Raw genomic sequence first — 25,415 nt, 5'->3', positions numbered from 1 at the left:
ATATTTCCTTGTGTTTATTTGGCGAGCCGGCTTTCCACGGTCTTGTATAGGGTTGCCCATCTTTTAACTTCGGAGTCCATATAGTCCTGGGTTTCCGCCAGGCTCATGGGAGCAGCGATCGTCAGGCCGTCGTTCTGGAATATTGCCTGGAAGGATGGATCCACCAGGATTTTGTCGACGACGTGTCGAAGCTTTTCGATGATGGGCTGTGGGGTGGCGTGAGGTACAGTCAAAGACCACCAGGTTCCTGCGCGGAAATTTTTTATGCCAGTTGCCTCTTCGACTGTGGGCACGTTCGGCAACAAAGGCAGCCTTTGCGCAGATCCGACTCCTAGCCCCCGAACCTGGCCAGACTTGATATAGGCGACCGCGCCGGACACGACCTCGGTCATTAAAGGCACTTCGCCCTTGACTACCGCCAGCATGGCTGGAGCACTTCCTTGGTAGGGGATGTGCTCGAGGCGAATTCCTGCGTCGGCGGCAAGCCCTTCGGTCGCGATGTTCAACGAAGACCCGCTTCCGGCTGTCGCGTACATCACTTCGCCAGGGTGTTTTTCTGCCGTCTGAACAACGTCCTGCATCGATTTGAAAGAGCTGCTGGGATTGGCAAGGAAGATCATCGGTGACTTGGCAATCAGCGCAACTGTCTTGAAGTCTCGATGGAAGTTGTAGCGTAGGTCGGAGCGCACCAAGGGGTTCGTGACGAAAGCGCTGGCTCCTCCAAGGAGTAGCGTGTATCCGTCCGGCGGCGAGTTGGCGACGTACTGCGTCCCGATCGCCATCGCCGCGCCCGCGCGGTTTTCTATGACGACAGGCTGCTTCAGATACTTGTTGAGCCATTGTCCCAGCATGCGGCCCAATTTATCGTTTGTGGCTCCCGGAGGGTTGGGAACAATGAGGTTGATCGCGCGATTGGGGTAGTCCGCCCTCGCGGTTCCTATGACCGAGAAAGCGGCAACGACAAGCCCTATCGCTATTCTATTGAGCTTCATGATGTCTCCCTTTTTATTGTCGTCCCACCTCGGATCAAGCTTCTACCTTCTCTGAAGATTTTTCGCGATCGACTTGCAGCGCCCCCTCCTTGAGCAGCGGGATGAGCTCTTTTCCGAATTCCTTCGTGTCGTTCACGGGGTCGAAGCCGCGGATCAGGAAGGATTCGATTCCCAGGCGGTAGTATTTGAGCATTGCCTCTGCGACCTGCCGTGGCGTGCCCACCAGGCAGGAGCTGTTGCCGCGCGCTCCGCTGACACGGGCGGCCCCCATCCAGAGCCGTTCGTCGTGGATGTCGCTGCGCGATGCCGCATCGAGCATGCGCTGGGCGGAACGGTCGCGAGCCTCTTTGGGCAGGTTTTGCGCTATCAGATCATTCTGGATCTTGAGTGCTTTTTCCCAGGCTTCGTCCTCGGTATCGGCAATTACGGGACGGAACGAAATGTTGAATTTGGGCGTTCTTCCGAATTCTGCTGCCCGCTTCCTGAAATCGGCGATGACATCGCTGGTTTCCTTCAACGGCTCTCCGTACACGGCATAGACGTCGCAATGCTTCGCCCCCATTTCCAGCGCCCCCGTCGAAGAGCCTCCGAAGAAGAGCGGAACATGGGGATTCTGTAGCGGCTTGACCGCGCTGTATGCGCCCTTGAGTTTGTAAAACTCGCCGTCGTAGTCGAAGCGTTCGGACGAAGTCCAGATCTTGCGCATGATGTCCAGGTATTCCGCTGCGCGATGGTAGCGAAGCTCTTTGGTGCTGAAGTCTCCCTCGGCCGCCATCTCGGCGTCGCTCAAGCCAGAGATGATGTGCAATGCAATCCGGCCGCCCGAGAAATGGTCGAACGTTGCCGCGGCACGCGCTGCAAAAGTGGGGGCGACCACGCCGGGCCGATGGGCAATCAGGAATGCCAGATTCTTGGTGTGTGCCGCGGCATAGGCGGCGACATTGAAGCCTTCTGCCGACGCTGTGTTGTATCCCACGAGCACGCTGTCGAAGCCCGCGTCTTCATGGGCGCGCGAGAATTCCGTGACGTAATCGGGGGAAATATTCCCTCCCGCAATGATGTGCAGGGCGGATGTGCTGGGGGGTTCGACACCAATCATTCCGATGAGTTTCGCGGGCATTTTCAATACTCCTGTTGAGTCCCCTGAATGGGGAGCTGCGTCAAAGTTTGCCCTTTCCCGAAAGGCCCGTAGAGATGGCAAAGACAAGTCTCAGGCGTCGGCATTTTTCCGTGATCGGAATGCTGGCGCGGGATGGTGGCGCGAGATCCCAAGGACTTGTGCCAGACCGGTGTCCTGCGCCACCCGGACTCCCGTAGCCTCGATCAGGTGTGTAGGGCTGCGGCTAGTGTAGGCGTGGAAAAATAGCCGGCAAAGTGAAATCGGAAGAGCCTTCCTATGAATGCAGTTCATACCAGAACGGCATGATGTGAGCATGCTGCAATGATGCTGCGTCAATGGAATGTGGTGGCCCACAGGCGCGCCGGACGTGGCGTAGCGCAGGCATGGCCCCGCGGGCAATGAGGCCGTTAGCGCAAGAGGGCGATGGGGGTTTCTGTGTCGCGCGGCATCAGGTTGCGCGGGTCACGGCGCGCGCCGATCGGGATGCTGCCGCCGTCTAGTCGCCGCGGCCGGTATGGCTGCGATCCACCAGGCGTCGCAGCGCATCGAACACGTCCTGGCCGCCGCCGTAGCGCGGGTCGAATTGCAGCGCGTCGGCGCTGGCCTGTACTTGTATCGCCTCGGGTATGGGAAGGGTCGGCCCCAGTGCGGCGCCGGCCACCTGAATCTCGCAGGCGCGCTGTAGCGTCCACAGATAGGCAAAGGCCTGCGCGATCGTGCCGCCCCAGGACAACAGCCCATGATTGCGCAAGATCACTGCCTGCGCCCGGCCGATCGAACGCACCACGCGTGGCTTTTCTTCTTCGTGCACCGTGATGCCTTCGAAGTCGTGATAGGCCACGCGGTCGTGCAGCTGCGCTGAATAGAAATTATCGCGCGACAGCCCGGCGGCACTGCAGGCCACGGCGCAACCCGCCGTCGTGTGCGTGTGCATGACGCAGTGGGCCTCGGGGATCGCCTCGTGGATGGCCGAGTGCAGCACGAAGCCGGCGGGGTTCACCGGCCAGTCCGAGCGGCCCACGATACGGCCTTGCAGGTCGATCATGACCAGGTTCTCGGCGGTGACTTCGGTGTAGTGCAGCCCGAACGGATTGATGAGGAAGTGGCGTTCGGGGCCCGGGACGCGCACAGTGATGTGGTTGTAGATGAGCTCTGTCCAGCCCAGCATGGCGAAAATGCGGTAACACGCCGCCAGATCGGCGCGCAGTTGCCGTTCGTCGCAGAGGGTGTCGGCTGCGCTTGCGCTGGCTGCGTTCGAGGCGGATGGCATGAGGGTCTCCGGTTTCTTCAGCAGCAAGAATACCGCAATGCCTTGCCTGTAGTCGTGCTTAGGGTCTTTAGCGGCAGCGTCGGGGCGGAAGGGCGTCGCGGCTCGCGGCCGTGACTACAAAACGTGGTAGTGGCTGTCTTTTGGGCGCACGGATTCGAGCGCCGCCCCGGTCTTGTGCAAAGAGTCGATGCGGGCACTGAGGCTGCGGATCTCGTCGAGTAGCAGATCCACCAGCGCGTGGCGCTCGATCTGCAGCAGGACTAATGAGTTGGTGTCGATGCCGTGCGCCTGCAGCTCGTCCATGCATTGCTGGTACGCGCCGTTGATGCGGCTCAATTGGTTCTGAATCTTCAGATGGCCCATGTCACCTCCGCCTTTTCAACTGGAGCAGCTTACGCTGTCTTAGTTCGTAACATTCTACGCCCACCTCGGTCGATGAGTGAATTTCATGCTGAAAAGAGCGTTGATGGAAACGTTTACTATGGATTTTGCCGCCGCCGGGGCTTCGGGGAATATCATTCTTGCGGGCTAGAGGCTAGAGGCTAGAGGCTAGAGGCTAGAGGCTAGAGGCTAGGGCGGGCGGCTGGCCGCGTTCGCCGCAAGCTGTGCCGGCCTGAATCAACAAGCTCGCTGTGCCAAGCAGCCAGCTGCGGCTCGAGCCGGCCTTGCATTGATGGCTGCAGCATCAAAGGTTGCAGCATCAAAGGTTGCAGCATCAAAGGCCGCAGCATCAAGGGCCGCAGCGCCAGGAGTTGCGGCGTCAAGAACCGAAGCGCCGGGAACCGAAGCGTCAAAGACTGCAGGAAAATCAGAGTATCGAGGTCTTCAGCGCACTGTCCTGGGCGTGCCGTTCCTGCGCCAGCTCGATCAGACGGGTGATCAGCTCGGTATAGGTCATGCCGCTGGCCTGCCACAGTTTGGGGTACATGCTGATGTGCGTGAAGCCGGGCAGCGTGTTCACTTCATTGACGATCACCTTGCCTTGCGGGGTCAGGAACACGTCCACGCGCGCCATGCCCGCGCAGTCCAGGGCCAGGAATGCCTGTATCGCGATACGGCGCACCTCGTCGCTGCTGCGGGCGTCGATGTCGGCCGGCACGACCACCGCCGCGCCGCTTTCATTGATGTACTTGGTGTCGTAGGAATAGAACTCGTCGTGCAGCACCACCTCGCCGCAGACGCTGGCCTGCGGGTCGTCGTTGCCCAGCACGGCGCATTCGATTTCGCGGCCCGCAATGGCCTGCTCCACCAGCACCTTGTGGTCGAATTCCAGCGCCAGGGTGATGGCGCGGCGGAATTCCGCCTCGTTGCGCACCTTGCTTACGCCCACCGAAGAACCCATGTTGGCGGGCTTGACGAACAAGGGCAAGCCCAGTTTGGCCGCCACTTCGTCGAAGCTGGCCCGCGCGGCCGAGCCGCGTGTATACGCCACGAACGGCGCCACCGCCAGCCCCGCGTCGCGCAGCAGGCGCTTGGTAACGTCTTTGTCCATGCACACCGCCGAGCCCAGCACGTCGGAGCCGACGAAAGGCAGGTTGGCCATGCGCAGCATGCCCTGCAGCGAGCCGTCTTCCCCCTGGGTGCCGTGTACGATGGGAAAGATCACGTCGATCTGGCCCAGCACCGAAGCCGGCGCGCCCTGGGTGGCGACCAGCTGGTGTTCGCGCTTGCCGGGTACCAGCGCCACCTCTACATTGGATCGGTTCAGGGCGATCAGGGCCGGGTTCTCGGCATGCAGCAAATAGTTGGACGCGTTGTTCACGTGCCATTGCCCCTGCTTGTCGATGCCGATCAGCGTGACGTCATAGCGGTTCTTGTCGAGTGCCTCGACGATATTCCTGGCCGATTGAAGAGACACCTCGTGCTCGGCCGATTTGCCGCCGAAGACGATGCCCACCCTGGTCTTGCCGCCCATATTGCGTTCCTTTTTTGCACGGCGGCACATCGATAGAGCCGCCAAGAACGCATCATACATGGACGCCGGCGCCCTGTTGGGGTGCCGGGCCCTCGGTCGTAACCGGGAATGTCATTCCATTTCCAGACCGATCATGAACGCGCAAGCGAAGCGCAGACAGTACAAGTAGTACGGCCAGCGAAGCTGACTCAGTGCATGATTGATTTAGAGATGGAATCAGTGGTTGAAATGCAGGCGCAGATAGGACGATGCGCCACGCTTGCCGCTGCCCAGGCGGTCGGCCAGTCGTGTAAGCAGCACGTGCGACACGTTCAGCATCGCCGTTTCCAGCGCTGCCTGGAAGGTGTCGTCGTCGGCCTCGAGCAGGTTTTCCCTAAGCTTCTGCTGGTCGGCCTCGACGGCCAGCGGGGCGCCGTCGTGCAGCAGCTCGATGTCCAGGTTGAATTCGTCGAAGCTGCCGCGCACGGCAGTGACGCGCCTGCCCATGTCGGCGGCGGCGATGGCCTCGGAGGCCTCGAGCGCCGCCTGAGCGGCGCGCACCGCGACGTCGCGCCGCGCGCCCCAGCTCGCACACTGGTCTTCGACGAAATCGACAATATTGCCGCCCAGATCGGCGGCATCCTGCACCGGCTTCAGATCCAGCTGTGCGGATTTTTTCACGCCCAGCCGGAAGATGATGTTCAGGATGACCGCGGTGACCCCACCCACCACGATACCGTTCTCGACCATGAACCTGAACGATTCCGGCACCATCTGGGCGATGCCGGGCAGGAACATGACGCCCACGCCCGTGACGAAGGACAGGCCGACCATGAATACCGCGCGCGAATCCATGGAGCGCGCCGCGATCAGCTGAATGCCCGAGACGATGAGATAGGCCGCTGCGTAGACCTCGACGGCGCCGATGATGGGGGTGGGGATCAGGGTCAGGGCCAGCGACACCTGCGGCAGGAACGCGATCAGGCCGATCAGCACGGCGGTCGCCAGGCCGATCCAGCGCGAAGTGGAATGACTGATGTGGTTGACGGCAATATTGGTCGACGACGTGGTGCAGGGATACGCGCCCAGCCAGGCCGCCAGGAAGTTGCCCAGGGAATTGGCGAATATGCCCGCGCCCACCATGCGCATATTGGGCCGGTGCCAGTTGGAGTCGTTCATCTTGTGCACCAGCACCACGCGCCCGAACGTACACAGCTGGGTCATCAGCGACAGCACCGCCACGGCGCCGATGATGCCCGGGTCGACATTGAATACCGGCACCGGCAGATGAGGCAGGTCGAAGACCGGCGCGGCCGACAGGGCCTCCAGCCCATGTATCTTGCCCATTGCGGCGGCCAGCACCAGGCCGGCAATAATGCCGGCCAGCAGCGAGAACAGCTTGGTCTGCTTGGTGCCCCAGATGGACAGGGCCACGATCATCACCAGGGTGAATATGCCGACCAGGGCATCGCTGGCGCTCATGTGCGTCATATCGGCCGACAGGCTGCCGGTTTCGGTCAGGGCCGGCGCGATCAGCGACAGGCCCGCCAGGCAAAGCACGACGCCGGCCACGGCCGGCGGCAGGATGGCGCGCAGATAGGGGAAGACGAAGCTGATCACCAGACCCACCCCGCCGTAGACCAGCCCGACGACGACCATGGAGCCGAAACCGTACTTGGCGAGAATCGCGCCCAGTATGGCGACCAGCAGCGACGTGGGCACATGCACCAGCAGCAGGCCCGACCCTAGCCGGCCGCCCCAGGCCTGCAGGAAAGTGGCTATTGCCATGCTGAGCAGGGTTGCCGTTACCATGCTTTGCGTGGCTTTCACGTCCAGGCCGCCGATTCCCGCCGCCGCCAGCACATAGGCGATCAGGGTGAGCGCGGTGGCAATATGCTGGATAGACAATGTAGCCAGCGTGAGCGGCGGAGGCAGCTCGTCCGATGCGTAGGCCAGATCGCGTGGGCGCTTGAACGGCGGAGTGGGCGGCAGTTTGATATTCGGAAGGATGGCCATGGCTGGTTTTCTTGGCGGCGGATCTATGCCGAATATCCGAATAGTATCATGTGATTACATGTGTATTTAATATTTACTATTTGCTTTCGAGTTATGGCGTGTTGACGTTAAATGCCTTCGGTTGACAGGCGTTGTGGGCGCGGCTCGTGCGTGCGAGCCGTTCTCTTCCATCATGTGTCCGTTGATGCTGCGTGTCGGGCGGCCCAATTACCATTCCGATGGGGTGCTCGGCGTGTCAGAGAAAAGCGCCGCTACCCGGTGTTATCGGAAAAGGCTGAAGGTATGATTTCCGAAGCCCAGAAGGTCGGGAGAGAAAAATGCGTTATGTGAAATTTACGGTCGGCGTGGCGCTTGGATGCCTGGTTGGCTGGCTCCTGGGCGCACGGCCGGGATTCCTGGCAAAAATCGATTGGCTCAATGCGATGACGGCTTTCGGGACGGTGGGATCCGTCATGCTGGCGTTATGGCTGGCCTTGAGCGACGGCAGGGAGCGTGCACAGTGGCGCGCTCGGGAGGCGGTTATCGTGCGATGGATGATTTCCGCGGAAATCGGGAACATCGCCGCGACTGTCGATGATTTAAAGGCGGAGCTGCTCAAAATCCGGGGAATGTCGGTCGGCGACAGGATAGACCCGTTGACGATGGGAAGGTTGAGATGGTCTGTGGGAGAACTGAAGATTCCCGCGAGTCATCTCGTGTTGGACAAGGTCGATGTGCTCAATCAATCCGAAGGCCAGGCCATAGCCGAACTGGTCGGAAAAGTGCCGTATCTCCAAAGAAACCTAAGAAGGTTCTGCACCGTCGTGGCGCCGATTTCCGAGCTGACGATGCAACAAGTGGATGCCTACCTGTGCTCGGTGGCGGCGCTCCATGACAGCCTGGTTTCTTCCGGGCTTATGCCCAAGCCGCCGAAAGAGGCGGTCGCGCCAGCATAGCGGTCGTCTAGCGGGAAGAGGCCTGGTGCTTGATGCGCGCGTGCACGGCTGCCACGATACGGTCGCAGCGTTCCCCGGCAAACGAGAAAGCGTCTTTGGTGCGCTGGTCGATGTCGCGCGACAGCGCGTCCTGGAGCAGGCGGCGGGCGCGCATGAAGCGCACGCGAATCGTGGCTTCGGGCAGATCCAGCGCGGCGGCCACTTCGCTCGCGGGCATGCCTTCCACGCCTCTTAGCACGAAGACCGAGCGGTAGATGTCGGGCAGGGCGTCGATGCGTTGCTCGATCAGGCTGCGCAACTCCGAACGCCAGGCCTGTTGATCGGGCTGCGAGGAGGCGGGTATAGCCAGGGGAAGTTCGTCCATGGGCATGGTGTCCTGTGTCCGCTGATCCTGATGCGCAGATTGAATGACGGCCTCGCGGCTTTTGTTGCGCCGCCGGAGCATCAGGGCCTCGTTGATGGCGATACGGGTCAGCCAGGTCGCGGGCCTGGCCTCGGCGCGAAAGTCCTGCAAATGATTGTAGGCTTTCCACCAGGCTTCCTGAACGGCCTCTTCCGCGTCGGCCTCGTCATGCAGCACGCTGCGGGCCACGCGGTACAGCCGCTGGTTGTGATGGCGCATCAATGCGTCGAAAGCGCCGATGTCGCCCGCAGCCGCCAGCTGGATCAGCTCCGAGTCGTCGATGGAAACGGCGTCGGCCATCGTGCCCATATAAACCCCCGAAAACTCTTGTTCTACAAACCCGATGAATGCATTTTATTGCAATAACCAGGCTGGGGCGGAGGCGTATCGGGAGCCAGTCGGCTCCCATGGCTTTTTGCCGCGAGCTTCGGGGGCATGCGTCGCTTAGTGCAGCGAGGCCAGCTTGACGTGCGTGTCGCCCAGCGCCTGCGCCACGTCGTACATGGCCTGGTTCAATACCTTGTGCGTGTTTTCGTCCGCACCATGTCCGTATTTCACGTCGATGTCGACCATGACCTGGTTGTGCAGCTTGTGCGAGATCGCCTTGTCGAACAAGTACCCGGCCCAGAATATGCCGTCGGGGGCGGTGCCGGCCTGCACCAGTGCCCGCGCCAGTTTCACCCCCTTGAGATCGGCCGGCGCATCCGGCAGTTTCACCCCGGCCTCGGTGGCGCGCTTCAGCCCGTCCTTGATGGCGAAGGTCATGCCGTTCAAGAAGCCGTCCACGTCTTTCTTGCCATATTGCTTGGTGAGCTTTGCCACTTCAGCGTTGACGGTTTTCTCGCCCAGCATGGACACCAGCGCCTGTGCGAACGTGAAGTGCTCGGCGCCGCCGCCGGCTTGAACCAGCGCGGCGGTTGCCGCCAGGGCGGGCGCGCCATCGTAGACCGGCCCACCGAACCAATTCATGGCCATGGTCATGGTGTGGCCGGCTTGCGGCGCGTCGGCGGCGGTGGCGGTCGTGGTGCCGCACAAGAGCCCGAGGACAGCGGCCAGAGCGGCCGGAGCCATGACGAGTTTTTTCGTGATCTTCACAGTAACAAGCTCCTTAAGGGTGTCGGAACCGCTGTTCCGGGGGCCGGTAGGCGCACGGGCGGCAGCGATCCGTGGATAGACGGGAATTCCCTCCGCCGAAGCGGCAAGTCATCGCGTTTCGTCGATTGGATGCGACGGCGGCGGAATACGTTTCAAGTAATACGTTCCAATCCACCGTCCTGGGCCAAAGATGAAGTGCCTGCCGTACCCTGGGCCGGGGGCGTTTTTGATCTGGCGCGGGCTTGGGCTGTTCGGTGCATTGCAAGACCCGGCTATTGCTTGCCTGTCGAATAGTGCGCAGATGGGTATATGCTATTTGCACCCTTGTCGGAGCCGCGGGTAGCGCATGCGCAGCCTGGCGCGGTTCCTGTCCTGTGCACGTTGGGTGCCGAGCCGCACCCACAACAGAAATCCGGAGGTTCCCGATGTCTACCAATGCTCTCGCGGCTCGGCACGCCGCGTTCCGCGAGCTTCATGAAGCGGGGTGCTTTATCTTGCCCAATCCATGGGATGCCGGCACGGCCCGCTGGCTCGAACAAGCCGGTTTCAAGGCCTTGGCCACCACCAGCGCGGGCTACGCGTTCTCGCGCGGGGTTCCGGATCGGAAAGTTGCCGTCGACGAGGTCGTGCGGCATTGCGGCGAGCTGGTGCATGCCACCGGCCTGCCGGTCAACGCCGATTTCGAAGATGGATACTCCCGCACGATCGAAGGCCTGAAGGCCAATGTGCGCGGCTGCGTGCAGGCGGGCGTATCCGCCTTGTCCATAGAAGATTCGATCGCCGGCGAAAAAGGCGCGCTATACGGCTTCGACGAGGCCGTCGCCCGCATGCGTGCCGCGCGCCAGGCAATCGACGCTGAGGATCCAGCGGTCATGCTGGTGGGGCGCGCAGAGTGCTTTCTGGTCGGGCGCCCCGATCTCGATGAAACCATAAGGCGCCTGCGCGCATATGCCGAAGCCGGGGCGGACTGCCTGTACGCGCCCGGGCTGTCGGCGCGCGAAGACATCGCTGCCGTCGTGCAAGCTGTGGCTCCGAAGCCCGTCAACGTCATGATGGGGCACGCAGCCAAGCTCGGATTCAAGACGCTCGCCGAGATCGGCGTGCGCCGCATCAGCACGGCAAGCTCCTTGTCGCTGGCAGCCTGGAGCGGCTTTGTCGCTGCGGTAGACCAGCTGAAGCGCGGCGAGATAGACGGGCTCGGCAATACGGTGAGCTATGCGCAGCTTGGCGAACGGTTCCAGCGCTACGACTGAACACTGCCGTTGGCGCGTACCGGCCGATGTCGCCGTTCCAGTGGGCTGGTGCTGGTGTCCGTACCTTGGCGGCAAGGCAGCGGCCGGTGCCTTGCCTGGTGTTCCGAGCCTCGCACAAAAATCTGTTTATCTGTATGTGGTAATAACTTGATGGAGTAAAAAATGGCACAACGCCTCGATTACATTCATGCATCGCCGGAAGGCTTCAAGGCCATGCGCAATCTACAGCAGTATGTCGAAGGCTCGGGGCTCGAACACGCGTTACTCGAGCTCGTCAAGATGCGGGCGTCGCAGATCAACGGCTGCGCGTACTGCCTGGACATGCACTCGAAGGACGCCCGCGCCGCCGGCGAGACCGAACAGCGCCTGTATCTTTTGGATGCCTGGCGCGAAGCGCCTTTTTATAGCGAGCGAGAGCGCGCGGCACTGGCCTGGACGGAAGCGCTTACGAAAATTTCGACCGATCCCGTGGAAGACGAGCTCTACGATCAAGTGCGCAAACAGTTCAACGAGAAAGAACTCGTGGACTTGTCGTTTGCCATTATCGCGATCAACGGCTGGAATCGCCTGGCGATCCCGTTCCGTGCCGAGCCCGGACACTACCAGCCGGGGCGCCACTGACCGGGCGTCAAGGCCCCGCGGGCCGGCGCAAGCCCAGGTGCCCGCGCAGCGTAGTGGTTTCGTATTCCTTGCGGAACAGCCCGCGCCTTTGCAGCACCGGCACGACCTGCTCGACGAAATCCGTGATGCCACCGGGCAAGGTGGGCGGCATCAGGTTGAAGCCGTCCGCGCCTTCGTGGGCGGCCCAATGCTCCATTTGGTCGGCAATCTGTTCGGGCGTGCCGACCATGGTGCAATGCCCCCCGCCGGCCGCCAGGCGCCCCAGCAGCTGGCGCACCGTGGGCTGCTCGGCCTCGATGATGCGCAGAATCGTGGCGTAGCGGCCCTTCGGGCCTTCGAACGCCGACAGTGGCGGCAGGGGCGGGACGGGGGCGTCCATCTCCCACGCCATGCAGTCCTGGCCCACGTACATGCCAAGCTGCCGCAGCGACGCTTCCTGCGGCAGCAGTTCGTCCAGCTCGCGCTGCTTGGCGCGGGCCTCCGCTTCCGTCGAACCCACGTATGTCACCAGCCCCGGCATGATGGGTACGGGATCGCTTCGTCCGGCTTCCCGGACGCGGCGTTTGATGTCTCGGTAGTAGGATTGGGCGGCGGCAAGATCGTAGGCGACCGCGTAGATGGCTTCGGCGCGGCGGGCGGCCAAGTCGCGCCCCTGGGCGGACGCGCCGGCCTGGAACAGCACCGGATGCCCCTGCGGCGGGCGCGGTACCGTCAGTGGGCCGTCCACCAGGAAATGGGCGCCGTGGTGGCCGATGGGGCGCACCCGTTCGGCGGCGCCGTAGATGCCCTGGGCCCGATCCAGCACCAGTGCATCGTCCGCCCATGAATCCCACAGCCGCAGCACCACGTCGATGAATTCTTCCGCGCGCCCATAGCGCCAGGCGTGATCGGGCATAGCCTCGTAGCCGTGATTACGCGCCTCGGCGTCGAACATCGACGTCACGACGTTCCAGCCCATGCGCCCGCCTGAGATGTGATCCAGCGAAGCGACCAGGCGCGCCGCGTGGAACGGCGTGTAGAAAGTGCTGGATACCGTGCTGATCAGCCCGATGCGCTCGGTGGCGCGGCTGATCGCTGCCAGCATGGTCAGGGGTTCCAGGTACCAGCGCGGCCCGTCCTCGATGTGGCTGACCGAGGCGCCGTCGGCGAAGAAAATCGCGTCCAGCTTGCCGCGTTCGGCGATGCGCGCCAGCTCTTCGTAATAGGCTATGTCGCCCAGGCGCTCGGCGGCCGAGGCACGATGGCGCCAGGCCGCACGATGATGCCCGCAGCCGAATATGAATAGATTGAGGTGCAGCATAGTGCCCGCGCGTATCAGTTGTGCACCAGGCCGCCGTCGACCACCAGGTTCTGGCCTGTTACAGAGCGCGACCACGGCGAAGCGAAGAACAGCACGGCGTCGGCGAATTCCGCCGGGGTCGTGACGCGGCGCAAGGGGGTGCTGCCGGCGATCAGCTCGAACACGGCTTCCGGCGTGGCGGCCGAGGCATCGGTGGTGCGCAGCAGGCCGCCCGAAACCATGTTCACGGTAATGCCGTCCGGCCCCAGGTCGTGCGACAGTGTGCGCGTGAAAGAAAGCAACGCTGCCTTGGCCGCCGTGTAATCGTGATAAGGCACCACCGGATTCTGGAAAAGATTGGTGCCCACGTTGATCACCCGGCCAAAGCCCGCGCTGCGCATGCCGGGCAGTGCCGCTTGCACGGTATTCAGAGCGCTGCGCAGGGTGCCTTCCATTTGCTGGCTGAGGTTTTCCCATGACAGCGTGTCGGCGTGCGGACGCTGGTCGCCATTGAACTGGAAGTCAGGTAGGGCGTTGTTGACGACCGTGCTTACCGGCGCGCCGAAATGCCGCTGCGCCTGGTCGAGCATCGCCTGCACGGCGTGCGCGTCGCGGACGTCCGCCTGGACGGCGAGCGTGCGGTCCGGCGCCTGCGCGGCCAGCGCCGCAGCCGCCTCGGCGCTGCGGAAATAATTGACGACCACGCGCGCGCCTTCGCGCTGGAAGGCGCGTGCGATGTGCGCGCCCAGGCCGCGGGCGCCGCCCGTAACGAGGACTATTTGTTGGTTCAGGGGTAAAGCTTGTGTGGATCCGGGCATGATGTCTCTCGCATAGCAGGCGAAAGACCCGGGCGCGGCCGGTGTGCTGCCGCGTCGCGAACATCCCTCCGCCAGTGTGAACTGAATCAGGTTCTACGGGTGTCGTCTCAGCCCCGACTTGGTCGGGACACCCCGTGTCGCTATTGCGCAATTTACCACACCGGATCGCCCGGCATCGGGGAATGTCGTTGACAGCCGGCCGCGGCTCTTTTAGCCTTACGCCTGTCCTGGGGGAGCTCGCAGCGAGCTGAGATTGCGTCTATTTCGCGCTAACCCTTAGAACCTGATCCGGGTAATGCCGGCGAAGGGAAGGAGTCGCGCGCGATGCGCCATACCGCCATACGGCGCGCCCCTCCCGCCAAATCACTTGTGGGAAGGACTTTCACCATGCTCAGCAGTTCAACAGCCGTTTCCTGGCTGCTTCTTTGCGCGTTCGGCTACGCGGCCGCCGGCATCCTGTACACCCGGAGCTTCAAAAAAAGCCTCGAAGACTACATCACGGCCCGCAACAGTCAGAGCGCCATTGCCACCATCCTGACCCTGATGGCCTCGACCCTGGGGGCGTGGATACTGTTCGCGCCGGCGCAGGCCGCGACCTGGGGCGGCCTGGCGGCCATCATCGGCTACGCGCTGGGCGCCATGTCGCCGCGCATCGCCATGATCCCGCTGGGGCGGCGCATGCGCGAACTGATCCCCAACGGCCACACTTTGACCGAGTTCCTCATCGCCCGCTATGGCAGGCCCATGTACGGCCTGGCGCTGCTCATCATGGTGTTCTATCTGTTCATCGCCATGTCCGCCGAAGTCACGGCCGTAGGCAAGCTGGTGCGCCTGCTTGCGCCGGTGCCGATCTGGGTCACGGCCATCGTCGTCGTGGGCGCCACCCTTATATACACCTCGTACGGCGGCCTGCGCGCCTCCATCTTCACCGACCGGGTGCACATGATCGTCATCGTGCCGCTGCTGCTGTTCCTGGTCGCATTGGGCTGGTACACGGCGGGCGGGGCGATGCCCACCATCGAAGGGCTGCGCGCCCGGGCGCCGCGGCTGCTGGATCTGAGCGACCCGGCCGGCGTCAAGGCGGGATTCACCTTCTTCGTGGCCATTCTTCTTACCGGCCTGTTCCACCAGGGCAACTGGCAGCGCATCTACGCCGCGCGCGACTCGCGCACCATGCGCAACGGCTTCCTGCTGGGCGGCCTGATGGTGGGGCCGTTCATCTTCCTGATGGGCCTGTTCGGCCTGGCCTTCGTCGGCCTGGCGCCCGGCGGCGACAGCTCCGTCGCGCTGTTCAGCGTGCTGATCCCGCACGCTTCGCTGTGGCTCGCACTGCTCTTGATCCCGCTGGGCCTGGGCTTGGTGATGAGCAGCTCCGACACCGCGATCAGTGCCATCTCCAGCCTTATCGCGGTCGACCTAGGCCGGCTGCTGCCCAAGGCCAGCAGCGCCACCATGATGCGCCTGGCGCGCGGGCTGATCTTCGTGCTGGCGATTCCCGTCATCGTGGTCGCCGCCCAAGGCTATAGCGTGCTGTATCTATTCCTGCTGGCCGACCTGCTGTGCTCCGCCGCGGCCTTTCCTGTTTTCTACGGCCTGTTCAGCAAGCGCCACGACGGCTTTGCGGCCATGACCGGCACGCTTTTCGGGCTTGTGGCTGGCCTGTCGTTGTTTCCGTTGCCTGGCGCCAAGCCCGAGCATCTGCTGGAGTCCTTCCTGGCCGCGGCGCTGGTGCCGGTGGTGGTGATCCTGATCATGCGCCCGCTGCGCCGCTCGATGCACGAATTCGATTTCGCCAAGCTCGGCGCGTCGGTGCGGTTGTTGGATGAGGATGGGGCTTAGTGGTAGTGTGGGAGCGAGCCAATTGGGGACGCTCCTCCTAGCCACAAAGGGCCAAATGAGGCCGGGCCTGGCAAAATAACAGCAACTGGAGGCGTGACTCGCTTCCAGCCGTGCTCTACAGTTCGCCAGCGGAACTCGCCGCTGGGCGTCTACCAGTCCAGCTAAGTGGAGATTCGGCACGGACTCTGCCCTAGATTGCATTTAGGCGAGATTTCGCTCGGCTAACTAAGCGTAACCCTGAGATTATTGGGCCTTACATCTGGCATCCCTTACAACTTGCAAATATGTAGTTAGGTTTTATCCCCCCAGATCTGCTTGACATAGACATAGCCTGTGGCACTGACTGAAACACTGGTGAGCGCGGTATCGGTTTCTCGGCGCAGCCACGGGCCAAGGTCTAGTCCGATTGCAACCAACCTCGCGGCCTCTGGGCCGCTTTTTATTTCCCGGCGCCGGACAGATTTCTGGAATTCTAGAAATCAAAGGAAAGGGCCGAGGTTCACCTGGCCCATGATTTCGACATCCCTGCAATTAGTTTTTTAAATGAATGGTGAGCAACTGCACGGCTGCGAATGGGTTGTGCATCCCTTGATTGATCAGCCGTCCCACAGAACAAGATTGGTCGGCTACCCACTTAGATTTAATGTAGAGGATTTACCCGAGGTGAAGTTGAATATTGCATCGCAGTCGGGTTGTTTATAAATCCCGCTTGAATCGTTACTGCAACCGTCGGTCGACCGCTTTGTCTCTTGTTTGTATGCGGTATCACGTTGATCCGCCGCTGAGCCCTTTGCCTTCGAAGTCAATAGCCTGCCTTCAGGCTCATAGTTGTGCCAGGCTGCTGCAAGGGGAGACCGGCGCAATGGGGCGGCCCTGATCTGGCAGAGTGATAAGGGTTTTTACCCATATAAATTGGATAAAAAATTGCATTAAAATTTGGATCCAATAAGAGAAGAAACTCGATATCAACTGGCCATGTAAGGGATGTCGTGCGACATGGGTGCCAGGTAACCAATGTGATCAACAGAGGAAGGAAAGAAATGGGTAAGGTTGAAACCATCGACGCATTAAAGGTGGATCTGTCTCCAGCGCTGACGGACGAGGCAATAGAAAAGGCCAGAGGCTTGATCGGTGTCTGGCTGCGCCGGGACGTGCATCTGCCGTCGCTGTACGAGCCGGTCTCGGCACACGACATTCGGCGCTGGACCAACTACAGTGTCGGCGACGACAACCCTCTGTTCTGCGATCCGGGCTATGCGCGATTGAGCCAATGGGGTGTTCCTATCGCGCCGCCAACTTTTCTTTACACGATCGATAGCGGGATCGTCGCACCCGGGTTGCCAGGCGTGCAGTGGATCTTCGCTGGCGGACGTTGGGAGCATTTCGAACCGATCAGGCAGGGGGACACGATTACGGCGCGTGCGCGAGTGATCGACGTGCAGGTCAAAGAGGGGAAATCTGTTCCGCGATTCGTCAATCAGGTTGGAGAGGTCATCTATACCAATCAGGTTGGCCAGACAGTTTCTCGGTACGAAGGTGATATTTTTCGCGTGCCTCGTTCGCGCAGTGGGCAAGGTTTCAAATTCAAGAAGGAAACTGGCGAACGCTACAAATATTCTCCAGAGGAAATTTCCGAGATTGCCATGGGCTACCGTAACGAAGAGCGGCGCGGTAGTACACCCAGGTACTGGGAGGAGACGAATGTCGGCGATGCATTGCCTGTTCTGTTCAAGGGACCACTGACGCTGGTCGACATCGTGGGCTTCTATGCGGGTCGTAGAACGGTCTACAACGTAATGAAGCTCGCATTCGCCGAGCGCGACCGCCATCCGTCCAATTGCTATGTCTCACCGGCTACCGGGGTGCCCATGCATCCGGCGGCAGGTCACTTCGACGTGGAGATCGCGAAGGAAGTGGGCTTTCCGGGTGCCTACGACCAGGGCTGGCAGAGGCTTAATTGGGGGGGGCACCTGCTTACCAATTGGTGTGGTGACCACGGATTCGTCAGGAAATATTCCGGCCGGGTGCTTGTTCCTAATCTTGTCGGGGATCTGACGAAGTTGACAGGCGAAGTCTTGGACAAGACGAAAGAAGATGGCGAGGCCTTGGTTCACGTCAAGTGGTGGGGAATTAATCAACGGGGTGAAAAGAACTGCGAGGGCCTTGCGTCGATACGCTTGCCTTCGCGCGACATCGCCATCAAGCGTTGAGGCTGCGATATGGTTGCACCGCTACGAGGAATTCGCGTACTCGACCTGACGCATGGTGTGGCAGGCCCATATTGCACCATGACCCTGGGAGACTTAGGCGCGGAAATCATCAAGATCGAGAAGCCCGGGCGAGGAGATCCTACGCGCGCGATGAATGGCAGTGAGCGGTTCATCGATAAGATTCCGGAGGTTGGCGGAGATTATTTTCTCGCCATTAACCGGAATAAACGCAGCATCGGCCTGAACCTGAAAAATGAGGCAGGAAAGGATGTATGTAAGGATCTTGCGCGGAATGCTGATGTTGTAGTGCAAAATTTCCGACCTGGTGTACTTAAGCGTCTGGGGCTGGGCTATGAAGAGCTGCGCCAGATTAACCCGAAGATCATCGTCGCCAATATATCGGCATATGGGGATGGGGCGCTCGCTGACAAACCGGGTATGGATGTCGCAGTTCAGGCACGGTCCGGAGTCATGCGGCTGACTGGAGCGATTGACAGCAAAGAGCCCGTCAAACCTGCTGTGTCGTTGGCGGATTTTGGCGGAGGAATCTTCCTCGCGGCCGGAGTGCTGGCTGCGTTGTATGAACGCGAGAAGATGGGGGTTGGCCGAGAGGTCGACGTATCCCTGATTGATGCGACGATGAGCATGCTTTCCAACTATGCCGTCATGGTCATGGACGGGCATCTCGATTTGAAGCCCTTGGGATCCGGGCATCCGCAGCTAGTACCGTATCAGGCATTCCCGACGTCGGACGGGCATGTGGTCATCAGCGCTGGCACGAATCGAATTTTCCGAGATGTATGTGCCGCCGTCGGTCTACCCGAACTCGGTGAGGATCCCCGGTTCGTTTCCAATCAAGATCGAGTCCGTAACCGCGATGTGCTCATAGGTCTGTTGAGCGACGTCTTGGTTCGACGCACTACGCGGGACTGGATTCGGCTCTTTGAGATTCACGATGTTCCCTGTGCGCCCGTCAACGACATGAAGACGGCTTTTGAACAGTTGCAACAGAACTCACCGGGAATGATCCAGACAGTCGCCCATTCGTCTGGGGGGGATCTGCATTTGCTTGGCACAGTGTTCCGCTTTGATGGGGAACGGGAGCCTGTCTATCGGGCGCCGCCTATGCTGGCACAACATACCGAGGAAATCCTGGCGGAAGTTCTTGGATACGAGACACAACGGATTGAAAGGTTGAAGGAATGCGCCGCGATTTGAATTTGGATGCGATCCCGTTAGAAAAAACGGCTGATTCCAGCCGCCTTGATGCCGTGTTTCGGCCCCGGTCGGTTTGTCTTGTTGGCGTTTCGGCGGATCCTGCCCGGTTGAATCATGCCCCATTGAACCTATTGCGGATGCACGATTTCCCTGGGGATATTCATCTGGTGAATCCCAAATACGACGTCATCGACGGGTTGCCATGCCACCGTTGCGTCGAAGATGTGCCGTACGGGGTTGATCTGGCACTCGTCATGGTGCCCGCGGCAGAAGTTCCGGATACGCTGGAGCATTGTTGCGACCGTGGTATGAAAGCTGCGATTGTCCTGAGTTCCGGGTTCGAGGAAATTGAGGGAGGCGTTACGCTTGTCGAACAAATGAGGAGAATCTGTTCGGAGCATAACCTGACGTTGATTGGCCCGAATTGTGAGGGAGTATGGTCCGTTGCCGCCAGTACGATCCTGACTTTCGGTTCAGCGGCCAAGCGCCAGCGGCTATATCATGCGCCCCTCGCCGTCGTGAGCCAGAGCGGTGCGATGAGTGGTGCTGTGGCTAGGCATCTCCAGGATCAAGGCTATGGCTGTAGCTATGTGGTTAGTGTAGGCAACGAGACCGACACCAGCCTGTTGGATGTGACCGACTGGTTGCTAGACCAGGACGACGTGGCGCATATCCTTTTCTTCATGGAAGGGTTGCGGGATGGTGTGCGCCTGAAGCGGATCGTCGACAAGGCGAGGCGCCGTAATGTGACGTTGGTTGCGCTCAAATCGGGTAATAGCGCAGTGGGTGCGGAAGCCGCAGCATCGCATACGGGAAAGATTGCAACACCTTACGCAATATACCGCGATGTTTTTGCTCAGTTTGGCATTTTGCAAGTCGATAGCCTAACTGATCTGGTCGAAATTGCCCAAGTGCTACTTGCGATGAACCCCCCGCGGCGCAGCAAGCAGGCCAACCAAGGAGGTGTGGCGGTATGTAGTATCCCAGGAGGGACCCGCGCATTGACAGCAGATTTGTGCGGCGCAAATGATGTTCCCTTGGCTTGCTTTCAGGATGAAACCGTCGATGCGTTGGAACAAAATTTACCAAGATTCGGCTATTTCAAGAATCCGATCGATTTGACAGGGCAGGTACTGTCGCGCCCGAACATGCTGAACGATGCTCTGGAAATCGTAGCGAAGGATCCGAATACTGAAGCTTTGATCGTTCAGTTCGCCAATCGGGGGCTACATGATGTCCGAAAGTACGAGGATGCGCTGGCCCGTATTGCCCGGGAGTATCGGCTGCCCGTGGTGGTTAGTTTACTGTCGGATGAAATGCCGCCCGAGGAACGACGTCATCATGCTGAAAGCGGGGTATTTGTTGCCCGGGATCCGCGTGACGCCGTCCGCTGGTTAGCATGGCTTTATCGGGTACGCGAGACTATATCGTGTAGTGGCCAGGAGTCTGGCCAGGAGAGACAGGGAGAAATCCAATGGGCTCCGAGTGACACATGGCGGGGAACGCTAGGGCTGCTTGATAAAGTTGGTATCAAAACCCCAAGGTTTGCCGTCTTGCGTCCCGTCCAGGATGCTGCTCGGGCTTGCGCGGATCTGGTTTACCCAGTGGCGCTCAAGGCCATGCCGGAAGATGTGGAGCATAAAACCGACTTAGGGGCTGTTGCGCTCAACCTCCATAACGCAACGGAAGTCGACAGGATGGCCAGAACGATCCGCGAGCGCATTGGCAAGCCGGAAAACGACTTACTGGTGCAAGAGATGATTCGTGACGGCGTGGAAGCTTCTCTGGCGGTGATGCGTAACCCCGACTTTGGTGCCGTATTGGCAATAGGGGCGGGTGGAGTCATGGTGGAGCTGCTGCAGGACGTGGCCTATCTTGCGCTGCCAGCAACCGAGATCCAGATTCACGCAGCGGTGGGCCGGCTGCACCTGTCGCGCTTACTGGCGGGTTTTCGCGGTATGCCGCTCGTTGATCGGCAGGCATTAGTGCGCGCAGCGGCAAGGTTGGGCGATGCATTCTTAAACATGAAAGCATCGGTGCAAGAAATCGAGTTGAATCCGGTATTCGTTCGACCGAATGGGCAAGGCGTAGTCGCTGTCGATGTGCTGGTTAGAAGGTCGGCCTGAAGGCGGCCGCCAGAACGAACCTTCGATGGGAGTCAGATATGCCGTTGCCATCACCGTCTTGCGATCGGGAATTACTTCACGTCCGGAAAATCGAATGCCAGGGGTTTCGCCGCAGTGATGGCATGTTCGATGTGGAAGGCCGAATGGTAGATCGGAAAACCTATGACATTTCCCGCCTTGATGGCGGGCGTAGCGTGGCCGCCGGCGATGCGATTCATGATATGTCGATCCGGATAACCATTGACGAGTCCCTTTTCGTCCATGCCGTCGACGCTGCCATTGATGCTTCTCCTTATGTGATTTGCCCGCAAGCGGTCTATGCAATGCAGCAGATCGTCGGTTTAACGATTGCATCAGGCTGGACTCGTGCCGTTAAGGAGCGTCTGGGCGGCGCGCGCGGATGCACGCACCTGATGGAGCTACTGGGCCCGATGGCGACTACAGCATATCAAACGTTGGTGGTTCTGCGGTGGGCCAGGCCAGATAAGTTAGATAGACAGGGTAAGCCGGTGAAGATAGATAGTTGCTATGCCTATGGCAGCAGCCGCCAAGTTGTGCGTGATAAATGGCCGGCGTTTTACACGGGAGCGGATGCCAAGCCGGATTCATAAATTCGGATTCATAAACTGAACAAGAAATTACTGCTGATAACTTTAACCTAGGAGACTAATGTGACAAAAATAAGCCTTATCTTGCGCGCCTTGGGAGTTGCGGCTCTTCTCACCAGCGCGACACCGTCGATAGCACAAACTTCCGAAGCGCCAATTCGTATCGTTGTTCCGTATTCGCCCGGTGGTACGACCGACATGCTGGCGCGCTTTATAGCATCTAGTTTGCAGGCGAAGACTAAACGGCCTGTCATAGTCGACAACCGGAGTGGTGCTGGCGGTGAGATTGGAACGGCAGCAGTTGTACAAGCTCGACCCGATGGCAATACGCTACTCTTTCATAGTGGCGCTATTGCAGTGTATCCGTCCATACAAAAAAAATTGCCTTTTGATGTGACCAAGGACTTAACTCCTATTACCACAGCTGTAGGAGGGCCGTTTGCTGTCATAGTGAATAAAGACTTTCCGGCTAAAACCCTGCATGATCTGATCGCGATGGCAAAAGCGAGCCCAGGATCCCTAAACTTTGGCTCGGCTGGCGTTGGAACCTCTACGCATTTGGCTGGCGAATTGCTGGTACAAGAAGCGGGTATCAAGATGACGCACATTCCATATCGAGGAGGATCTGACGCGAGTTTGGCCCTATTGGGTGGACAAGTGCAGTTCGCAATCTTGACGGTTGGTGAGTCGGTAAAACTTGTGAAAAGCGGCAAGCTGCGCGCGCTGGCGGTCACTACGCTCAAGCGCTCTGACATATTGCCTAATGTCCCTACGGTCGCCGAATCTGGCTTGCCCGGGTTTGATGCTAGTGTCTTATTTACGCTCTTCGTCTCGAGCAAGACGCCAGCCCCCATCGCTAAGCGCTTGAATGAAGATCTGGTAGCAGTTCTCCGCGATCCCAGCATGGCCAGGAAACTGAAAGATTTGGGGCTATCTCCAATAGGCGACACTCTCGATCAGGCCCATGAGCGCTTCGACAGCGAAATTCGCCGTTGGGGAACCGTTATCAAGAAAGCAGGAATTCATCTGGAGTGAGTATATGTCAGGCTCATCGCACCAAGGATGCACCGAAGGCCTCGCCAGATTCATTTCTGATCATGAGCAATTCCCGGCACAGGCTAGGTCTCTGGCAGTCGATGCGGTGACCGATTGTATCGCCTGTATTGCGGGTGCTGTGCATGAGCCTATTGTTCCCCTATTGTTACAGGTCGTTCCGTCCGTAAGTTGGCGCCTGAATGCCGCGCCGGAGCGAGCGGCGACCGTCATCGGGTTAGGCAGGTCTGCTGCTGCTCCAGACGCCGCCTATCTTAACGGCGCGATGGCCCATGCCTTGGATTACGATGACATCACCCATCCGGGCTATGCTCATCCGAGCGCTGTTCTGGTGCCTGCTTTGCTGGCGGCTGGCGAAGTGGTTAACGCCAAAGGTTCCGACCTGATCAGTGCTTACATCGTTGGCATCGAAACCATAGGTAAACTTGGGTCAGCGCTCAACCAAGAGCATTATAAGAGAGGGTGGCATGCGACCAGTACACTAGGCACGATGGGCGCGGCAGCGGCAGCAGCACATCTCATACGGCTGGATTCCCGGCGCGCCGCGATTGCGCTTGCTATCGCAGCTAGTTCGGCAGGAGGCTTGAGGGCAAATTTCGGCACTATGACGAAGCCTATACATGCTGGCATGGCGGCTCGCAATGGGGCAATGGCCGCGTTGATGGCGCAGGCCGGCATTGATGGATGTTTGGATATTATCGAGAGCCCAGCTGGCTTCGCAGCCGTGTTCGAATCGGGAAAGATTAATTGGAACGCGCTATCGGATTGGGGTAGTCGGCTGGAGATTTTGAGCGAGTATGGTATCGCGTTGAAGGCATATCCATGCTGCGGGGCGACCCATACGGCTATTGAGGCCGCCCAGATACTAAGGGCCAATCTGGCCGGTCGCGTTGACGAGATTCACCGCGTCCGTATTGGAATTTCCGAAATGGCGCGTGGCCCACTTCTTTCGAATTGGCCTACCACCCCATTGGAAGCCAAGTTCCATATTGGCTATTGCGTAGCGGTGGCTTTGCTTGATGGGGAGGTGAAGCTGTCCACATTTGCGCAAGAGCGATTGAGTGATCCCCTTCTAATTCAACTGATGCGGCGCATCGAAGTCTATGTCGATGACCGGGTTAGGGATGATGGAGAATTTGCTTCAGTCGTCAGCCTGATGACTGTAAAAGGCACGACAATGGAAGAGCTCGTGCTGCTGGCCAAGGGGAAGCCAGCGAGGCGCCTCAACCGCGGGCAATTGTTAGACAAGTTTCTCGACTGCAATGCTTTTGGGAATACTGTTGCGACCGTGGCAAATGCCGCTACGCGGCAGTTCGAGCTCTTGCAGTCCCTCGATTCTGACATTGCGGTTAGGGATGTGGTCGACGAACTCGCATTTTCTGGCGCCAGCCCCCCTCATTTGCTGGATTCCTAGCCCTGTCTTTCCCTTTTCAAGCGGGGAAAGCTAGTTTTTTATAAAATACTAAGTTCCATTTGGTAATTCAATGGCGTGCCAATTTGATTGGTACGGTGTAAATCGCGGGCTAACGGGAGGGTAGGGATGGATGAAGGCGGGCGCCGTGGTGCAACTAGTGTAGCTTCAACCGGCAATGACCATTCCGTTCCTGGGCAAGCTTCGTTGTCCAAGAGCGTCTATACCCGCATCAAAGAATTGATTCTGTCCAACCAACTTAGGCCAGGAGCCAAGCTCACGCATGATTCGCTGGCTCAAATTCTCGATGTTTCGCGAACTCCGGTGCGGGAGGCCCTTGAACGCCTCACTCAGGAAGGCTTTGCCCAACGCTTGGCACGGCGTGGCTACTTTGTCTCCGAAATTAGTGAAGATGAGGCACGGCAGTTGTATGAGGTACGGCGCGCTCTGGAGCTGTTTGCTCTAGACCTATCGTTCGAACACGGGTTTACCGAAGGGGATCTAGCTCCGCTGGAGGAAATCATGAATCAGTACAAGGTGTTCCTCGATGAAAATCGAACGCGCGATCGCATGTTGATTGATCGGGATTTCCATCTCAAGCTGGCGTCATTGTCAGGCAATGAGATTCTGTTGCGCATGTTGGAGCAAGCATTCGAGCGGCTACTACTCAAGCGCCGGATCGATGGCTATTTTACGGATCGCGGCCACGTTGCGCACACAGATCATGTCAAAATTATGGATGCCTTGCGCCAGCATGATCGGGACGCTGCATATACAGCGTTGAATAATCATTTGTTAGGAGCATGGCAGGCGTTTCTCGTACACATGGAGGCCATTCGGCCATAAACGAGGATGTCCATACCGCTGGCATAATAGCTTGGCTGCAATTTTTGGAGCTAATGTGCGAGGCTCTTCATCATGAACGGGGGATAAGCGGTATTCATTAAACTTGTTTTTGCGAAGAACGAGCTTAATGGAGCGAATACCGATGTCCCCAGTAGATTCTATCTTAGGAATTCGAGATTTATTCATTGAACACGTGCAGCGTGGCCGAGAGATCCATGTCTGGGCCCGGCCGGCCAAACGCCTGGCATGCATACATTGCCAGCGAGAGGCGGTACGAATTAAGGCGACACACCAGCGTACGCTCAAGCACACCCGCCAAGGCAACCAACTGATGGTGCTGCACTTGGCCGTGCCCAAGTATCACTGCACCGATTGCAATCGCTATTTCCGCCATCGCTTTGCGGGCAT

At 59.5% G+C, this 25,415-nt stretch carries 22 protein-coding genes and 2 riboswitches; of the genes, 12 read left to right on the top strand and 10 right to left on the bottom strand.

Translation table 11 applies throughout. The features are described 5' to 3' along the window. Positions 1-14: 14 nt before the first annotated feature. From CEY11_RS07620 to CEY11_RS07595, 6 genes are all read right to left on the bottom strand, one after another. Positions 15-992: a Bug family tripartite tricarboxylate transporter substrate binding protein gene (locus CEY11_RS07620; RefSeq protein ID WP_088602795.1), complete on the bottom strand. Its 978-nt coding sequence runs from the start codon at positions 990-992 to the stop codon at positions 15-17. A 34-nt stretch (positions 993-1,026) separates the two neighbouring features. After that, positions 1,027-2,199, bottom strand: a complete 1,173-nt coding sequence (locus CEY11_RS07615; RefSeq protein ID WP_198958861.1) for an LLM class flavin-dependent oxidoreductase — start codon at positions 2,197-2,199, stop codon at positions 1,027-1,029. 409 nt (positions 2,200-2,608) lie between these two features. After that, positions 2,609-3,382, bottom strand: a complete 774-nt coding sequence (locus CEY11_RS07610; RefSeq protein ID WP_088603203.1) for a class II aldolase/adducin family protein — start codon at positions 3,380-3,382, stop codon at positions 2,609-2,611. A gap of 114 nt (positions 3,383-3,496) precedes the next feature. Next, positions 3,497-3,745 carry a hypothetical protein gene (locus CEY11_RS07605; protein WP_088602793.1) on the bottom strand — a complete coding sequence of 83 codons (249 nt, stop codon included), beginning with the start codon at positions 3,743-3,745 and terminating at the stop codon, positions 3,497-3,499. Positions 3,746-4,190: 445 nt separating this feature from the next. Next, positions 4,191-5,297, bottom strand: coding sequence for a D-alanine--D-alanine ligase (gene ddlA, locus CEY11_RS07600; RefSeq protein ID WP_088602792.1), 1,107 nt, complete (start codon positions 5,295-5,297; stop codon positions 4,191-4,193). Positions 5,298-5,513: 216 nt separating this feature from the next. Next, complete coding sequence (locus CEY11_RS07595) at positions 5,514-7,292, bottom strand: uracil-xanthine permease family protein (RefSeq protein ID WP_088602791.1); 1,779 nt, start codon at positions 7,290-7,292, stop codon at positions 5,514-5,516. A 317-nt stretch (positions 7,293-7,609) separates the two neighbouring features. Here CEY11_RS07595 and CEY11_RS07590 point away from each other — a divergent pair, with 317 nt between their 5' ends. Then, positions 7,610-8,227 carry a hypothetical protein gene (locus tag CEY11_RS07590; protein WP_088602790.1) on the top strand — a complete coding sequence of 206 codons (618 nt, stop codon included), beginning with the start codon at positions 7,610-7,612 and terminating at the stop codon, positions 8,225-8,227. Between the two features lie 7 nt (positions 8,228-8,234). On the opposite strand, the gene CEY11_RS07585 is transcribed toward CEY11_RS07590, so the two are convergent. After that, complete coding sequence (locus CEY11_RS07585; protein WP_088602789.1) at positions 8,235-8,939, bottom strand: RNA polymerase sigma factor; 705 nt, start codon at positions 8,937-8,939, stop codon at positions 8,235-8,237. Positions 8,940-9,074: 135 nt separating this feature from the next. Continuing rightward, entirely contained in the window at positions 9,075-9,725 is a 651-nt protein-coding gene (locus CEY11_RS07580; RefSeq protein ID WP_198958860.1) for a hypothetical protein, read from the bottom strand. A 425-nt stretch (positions 9,726-10,150) separates the two neighbouring features. Here CEY11_RS07580 and CEY11_RS07575 point away from each other — a divergent pair, with 425 nt between their 5' ends. Both CEY11_RS07575 and CEY11_RS07570 read left to right on the top strand, forming a co-directional pair. Next, on the top strand, positions 10,151-10,978 hold the full coding sequence (locus tag CEY11_RS07575) for an isocitrate lyase/PEP mutase family protein (RefSeq protein ID WP_088602788.1): 828 nt from the start codon (positions 10,151-10,153) through the stop codon (positions 10,976-10,978). Positions 10,979-11,140: 162 nt separating this feature from the next. Further along, a complete protein-coding gene (locus CEY11_RS07570; RefSeq protein WP_088602787.1) occupies positions 11,141-11,599 on the top strand; it encodes a carboxymuconolactone decarboxylase family protein in 459 nt (152 codons plus the stop codon). Between the two features lie 7 nt (positions 11,600-11,606). On the opposite strand, the gene CEY11_RS07565 is transcribed toward CEY11_RS07570, so the two are convergent. Together CEY11_RS07565 and CEY11_RS07560 are read right to left on the bottom strand one after the other, a co-directional pair. Then, positions 11,607-12,899 carry an LLM class flavin-dependent oxidoreductase gene (locus CEY11_RS07565; protein WP_088602786.1) on the bottom strand — a complete coding sequence of 431 codons (1,293 nt, stop codon included), beginning with the start codon at positions 12,897-12,899 and terminating at the stop codon, positions 11,607-11,609. 14 nt (positions 12,900-12,913) lie between these two features. Further along, entirely contained in the window at positions 12,914-13,696 is a 783-nt protein-coding gene (locus CEY11_RS07560) for a 3-oxoacyl-ACP reductase (RefSeq protein ID WP_088602785.1), read from the bottom strand. Positions 13,697-13,742: 46 nt separating this feature from the next. After that, positions 13,743-13,841, bottom strand: a riboswitch (TPP riboswitch). 74 nt (positions 13,842-13,915) lie between these two features. After that, positions 13,916-14,023: riboswitch (TPP riboswitch) on the top strand. A gap of 60 nt (positions 14,024-14,083) precedes the next feature. On the opposite strand from CEY11_RS07560, the gene CEY11_RS07555 reads away from it, so the two are divergent. The 9 genes from CEY11_RS07555 to CEY11_RS26055 form a co-directional block, all read left to right on the top strand. Continuing rightward, the gene (locus CEY11_RS07555; protein ID WP_088603201.1) at positions 14,084-15,535 is read left to right on the top strand and encodes a sodium:solute symporter family transporter; all 1,452 of its coding nucleotides are present in this window, start codon (positions 14,084-14,086) and stop codon (positions 15,533-15,535) included. 1,040 nt (positions 15,536-16,575) lie between these two features. Continuing rightward, a complete protein-coding gene (locus CEY11_RS07550) occupies positions 16,576-17,745 on the top strand; it encodes an FAS1-like dehydratase domain-containing protein (protein ID WP_088602784.1) in 1,170 nt (389 codons plus the stop codon). 9 nt (positions 17,746-17,754) lie between these two features. Continuing rightward, entirely contained in the window at positions 17,755-18,963 is a 1,209-nt protein-coding gene (locus CEY11_RS07545; protein WP_088602783.1) for a CaiB/BaiF CoA transferase family protein, read from the top strand. Beyond that, complete coding sequence (locus tag CEY11_RS07540) at positions 18,948-21,089, top strand: acetate--CoA ligase family protein (protein ID WP_088602782.1); 2,142 nt, start codon at positions 18,948-18,950, stop codon at positions 21,087-21,089. The genes CEY11_RS07545 and CEY11_RS07540 overlap by 16 nt, the downstream gene beginning before the upstream one ends. 38 nt (positions 21,090-21,127) lie before the next feature. Beyond that, the gene (locus CEY11_RS07535; RefSeq protein ID WP_088602781.1) at positions 21,128-21,700 is read left to right on the top strand and encodes a DUF2889 domain-containing protein; all 573 of its coding nucleotides are present in this window, start codon (positions 21,128-21,130) and stop codon (positions 21,698-21,700) included. A gap of 60 nt (positions 21,701-21,760) precedes the next feature. Next, a complete protein-coding gene (locus tag CEY11_RS07530; RefSeq protein ID WP_088602780.1) occupies positions 21,761-22,732 on the top strand; it encodes a Bug family tripartite tricarboxylate transporter substrate binding protein in 972 nt (323 codons plus the stop codon). Beyond that, positions 22,662-24,164 (top strand): MmgE/PrpD family protein, encoded by a 1,503-nt coding sequence (locus tag CEY11_RS07525; protein ID WP_088602779.1) that lies wholly within the window; start codon positions 22,662-22,664, stop codon positions 24,162-24,164. Before CEY11_RS07530 ends, CEY11_RS07525 begins: the two co-directional genes overlap by 71 nt. Before the next feature lie 126 nt (positions 24,165-24,290). Further along, positions 24,291-25,007 (top strand): GntR family transcriptional regulator, encoded by a 717-nt coding sequence (locus tag CEY11_RS07520; protein WP_088602778.1) that lies wholly within the window; start codon positions 24,291-24,293, stop codon positions 25,005-25,007. Positions 25,008-25,134: 127 nt separating this feature from the next. Then, on the top strand, positions 25,135-25,415 hold a 281-nt coding region (locus CEY11_RS26055), incomplete at its 3' end, for a transposase family protein (protein ID WP_143322727.1).

Source organism: Candidimonas nitroreducens (genome assembly GCF_002209565.1).
Classification (GTDB): domain Bacteria; phylum Pseudomonadota; class Gammaproteobacteria; order Burkholderiales; family Burkholderiaceae_B; genus Candidimonas; species Candidimonas nitroreducens.
Note: the sequence above shows the minus strand (reverse complement) of the source record. Positions and strands in the feature narration are given on the sequence as shown.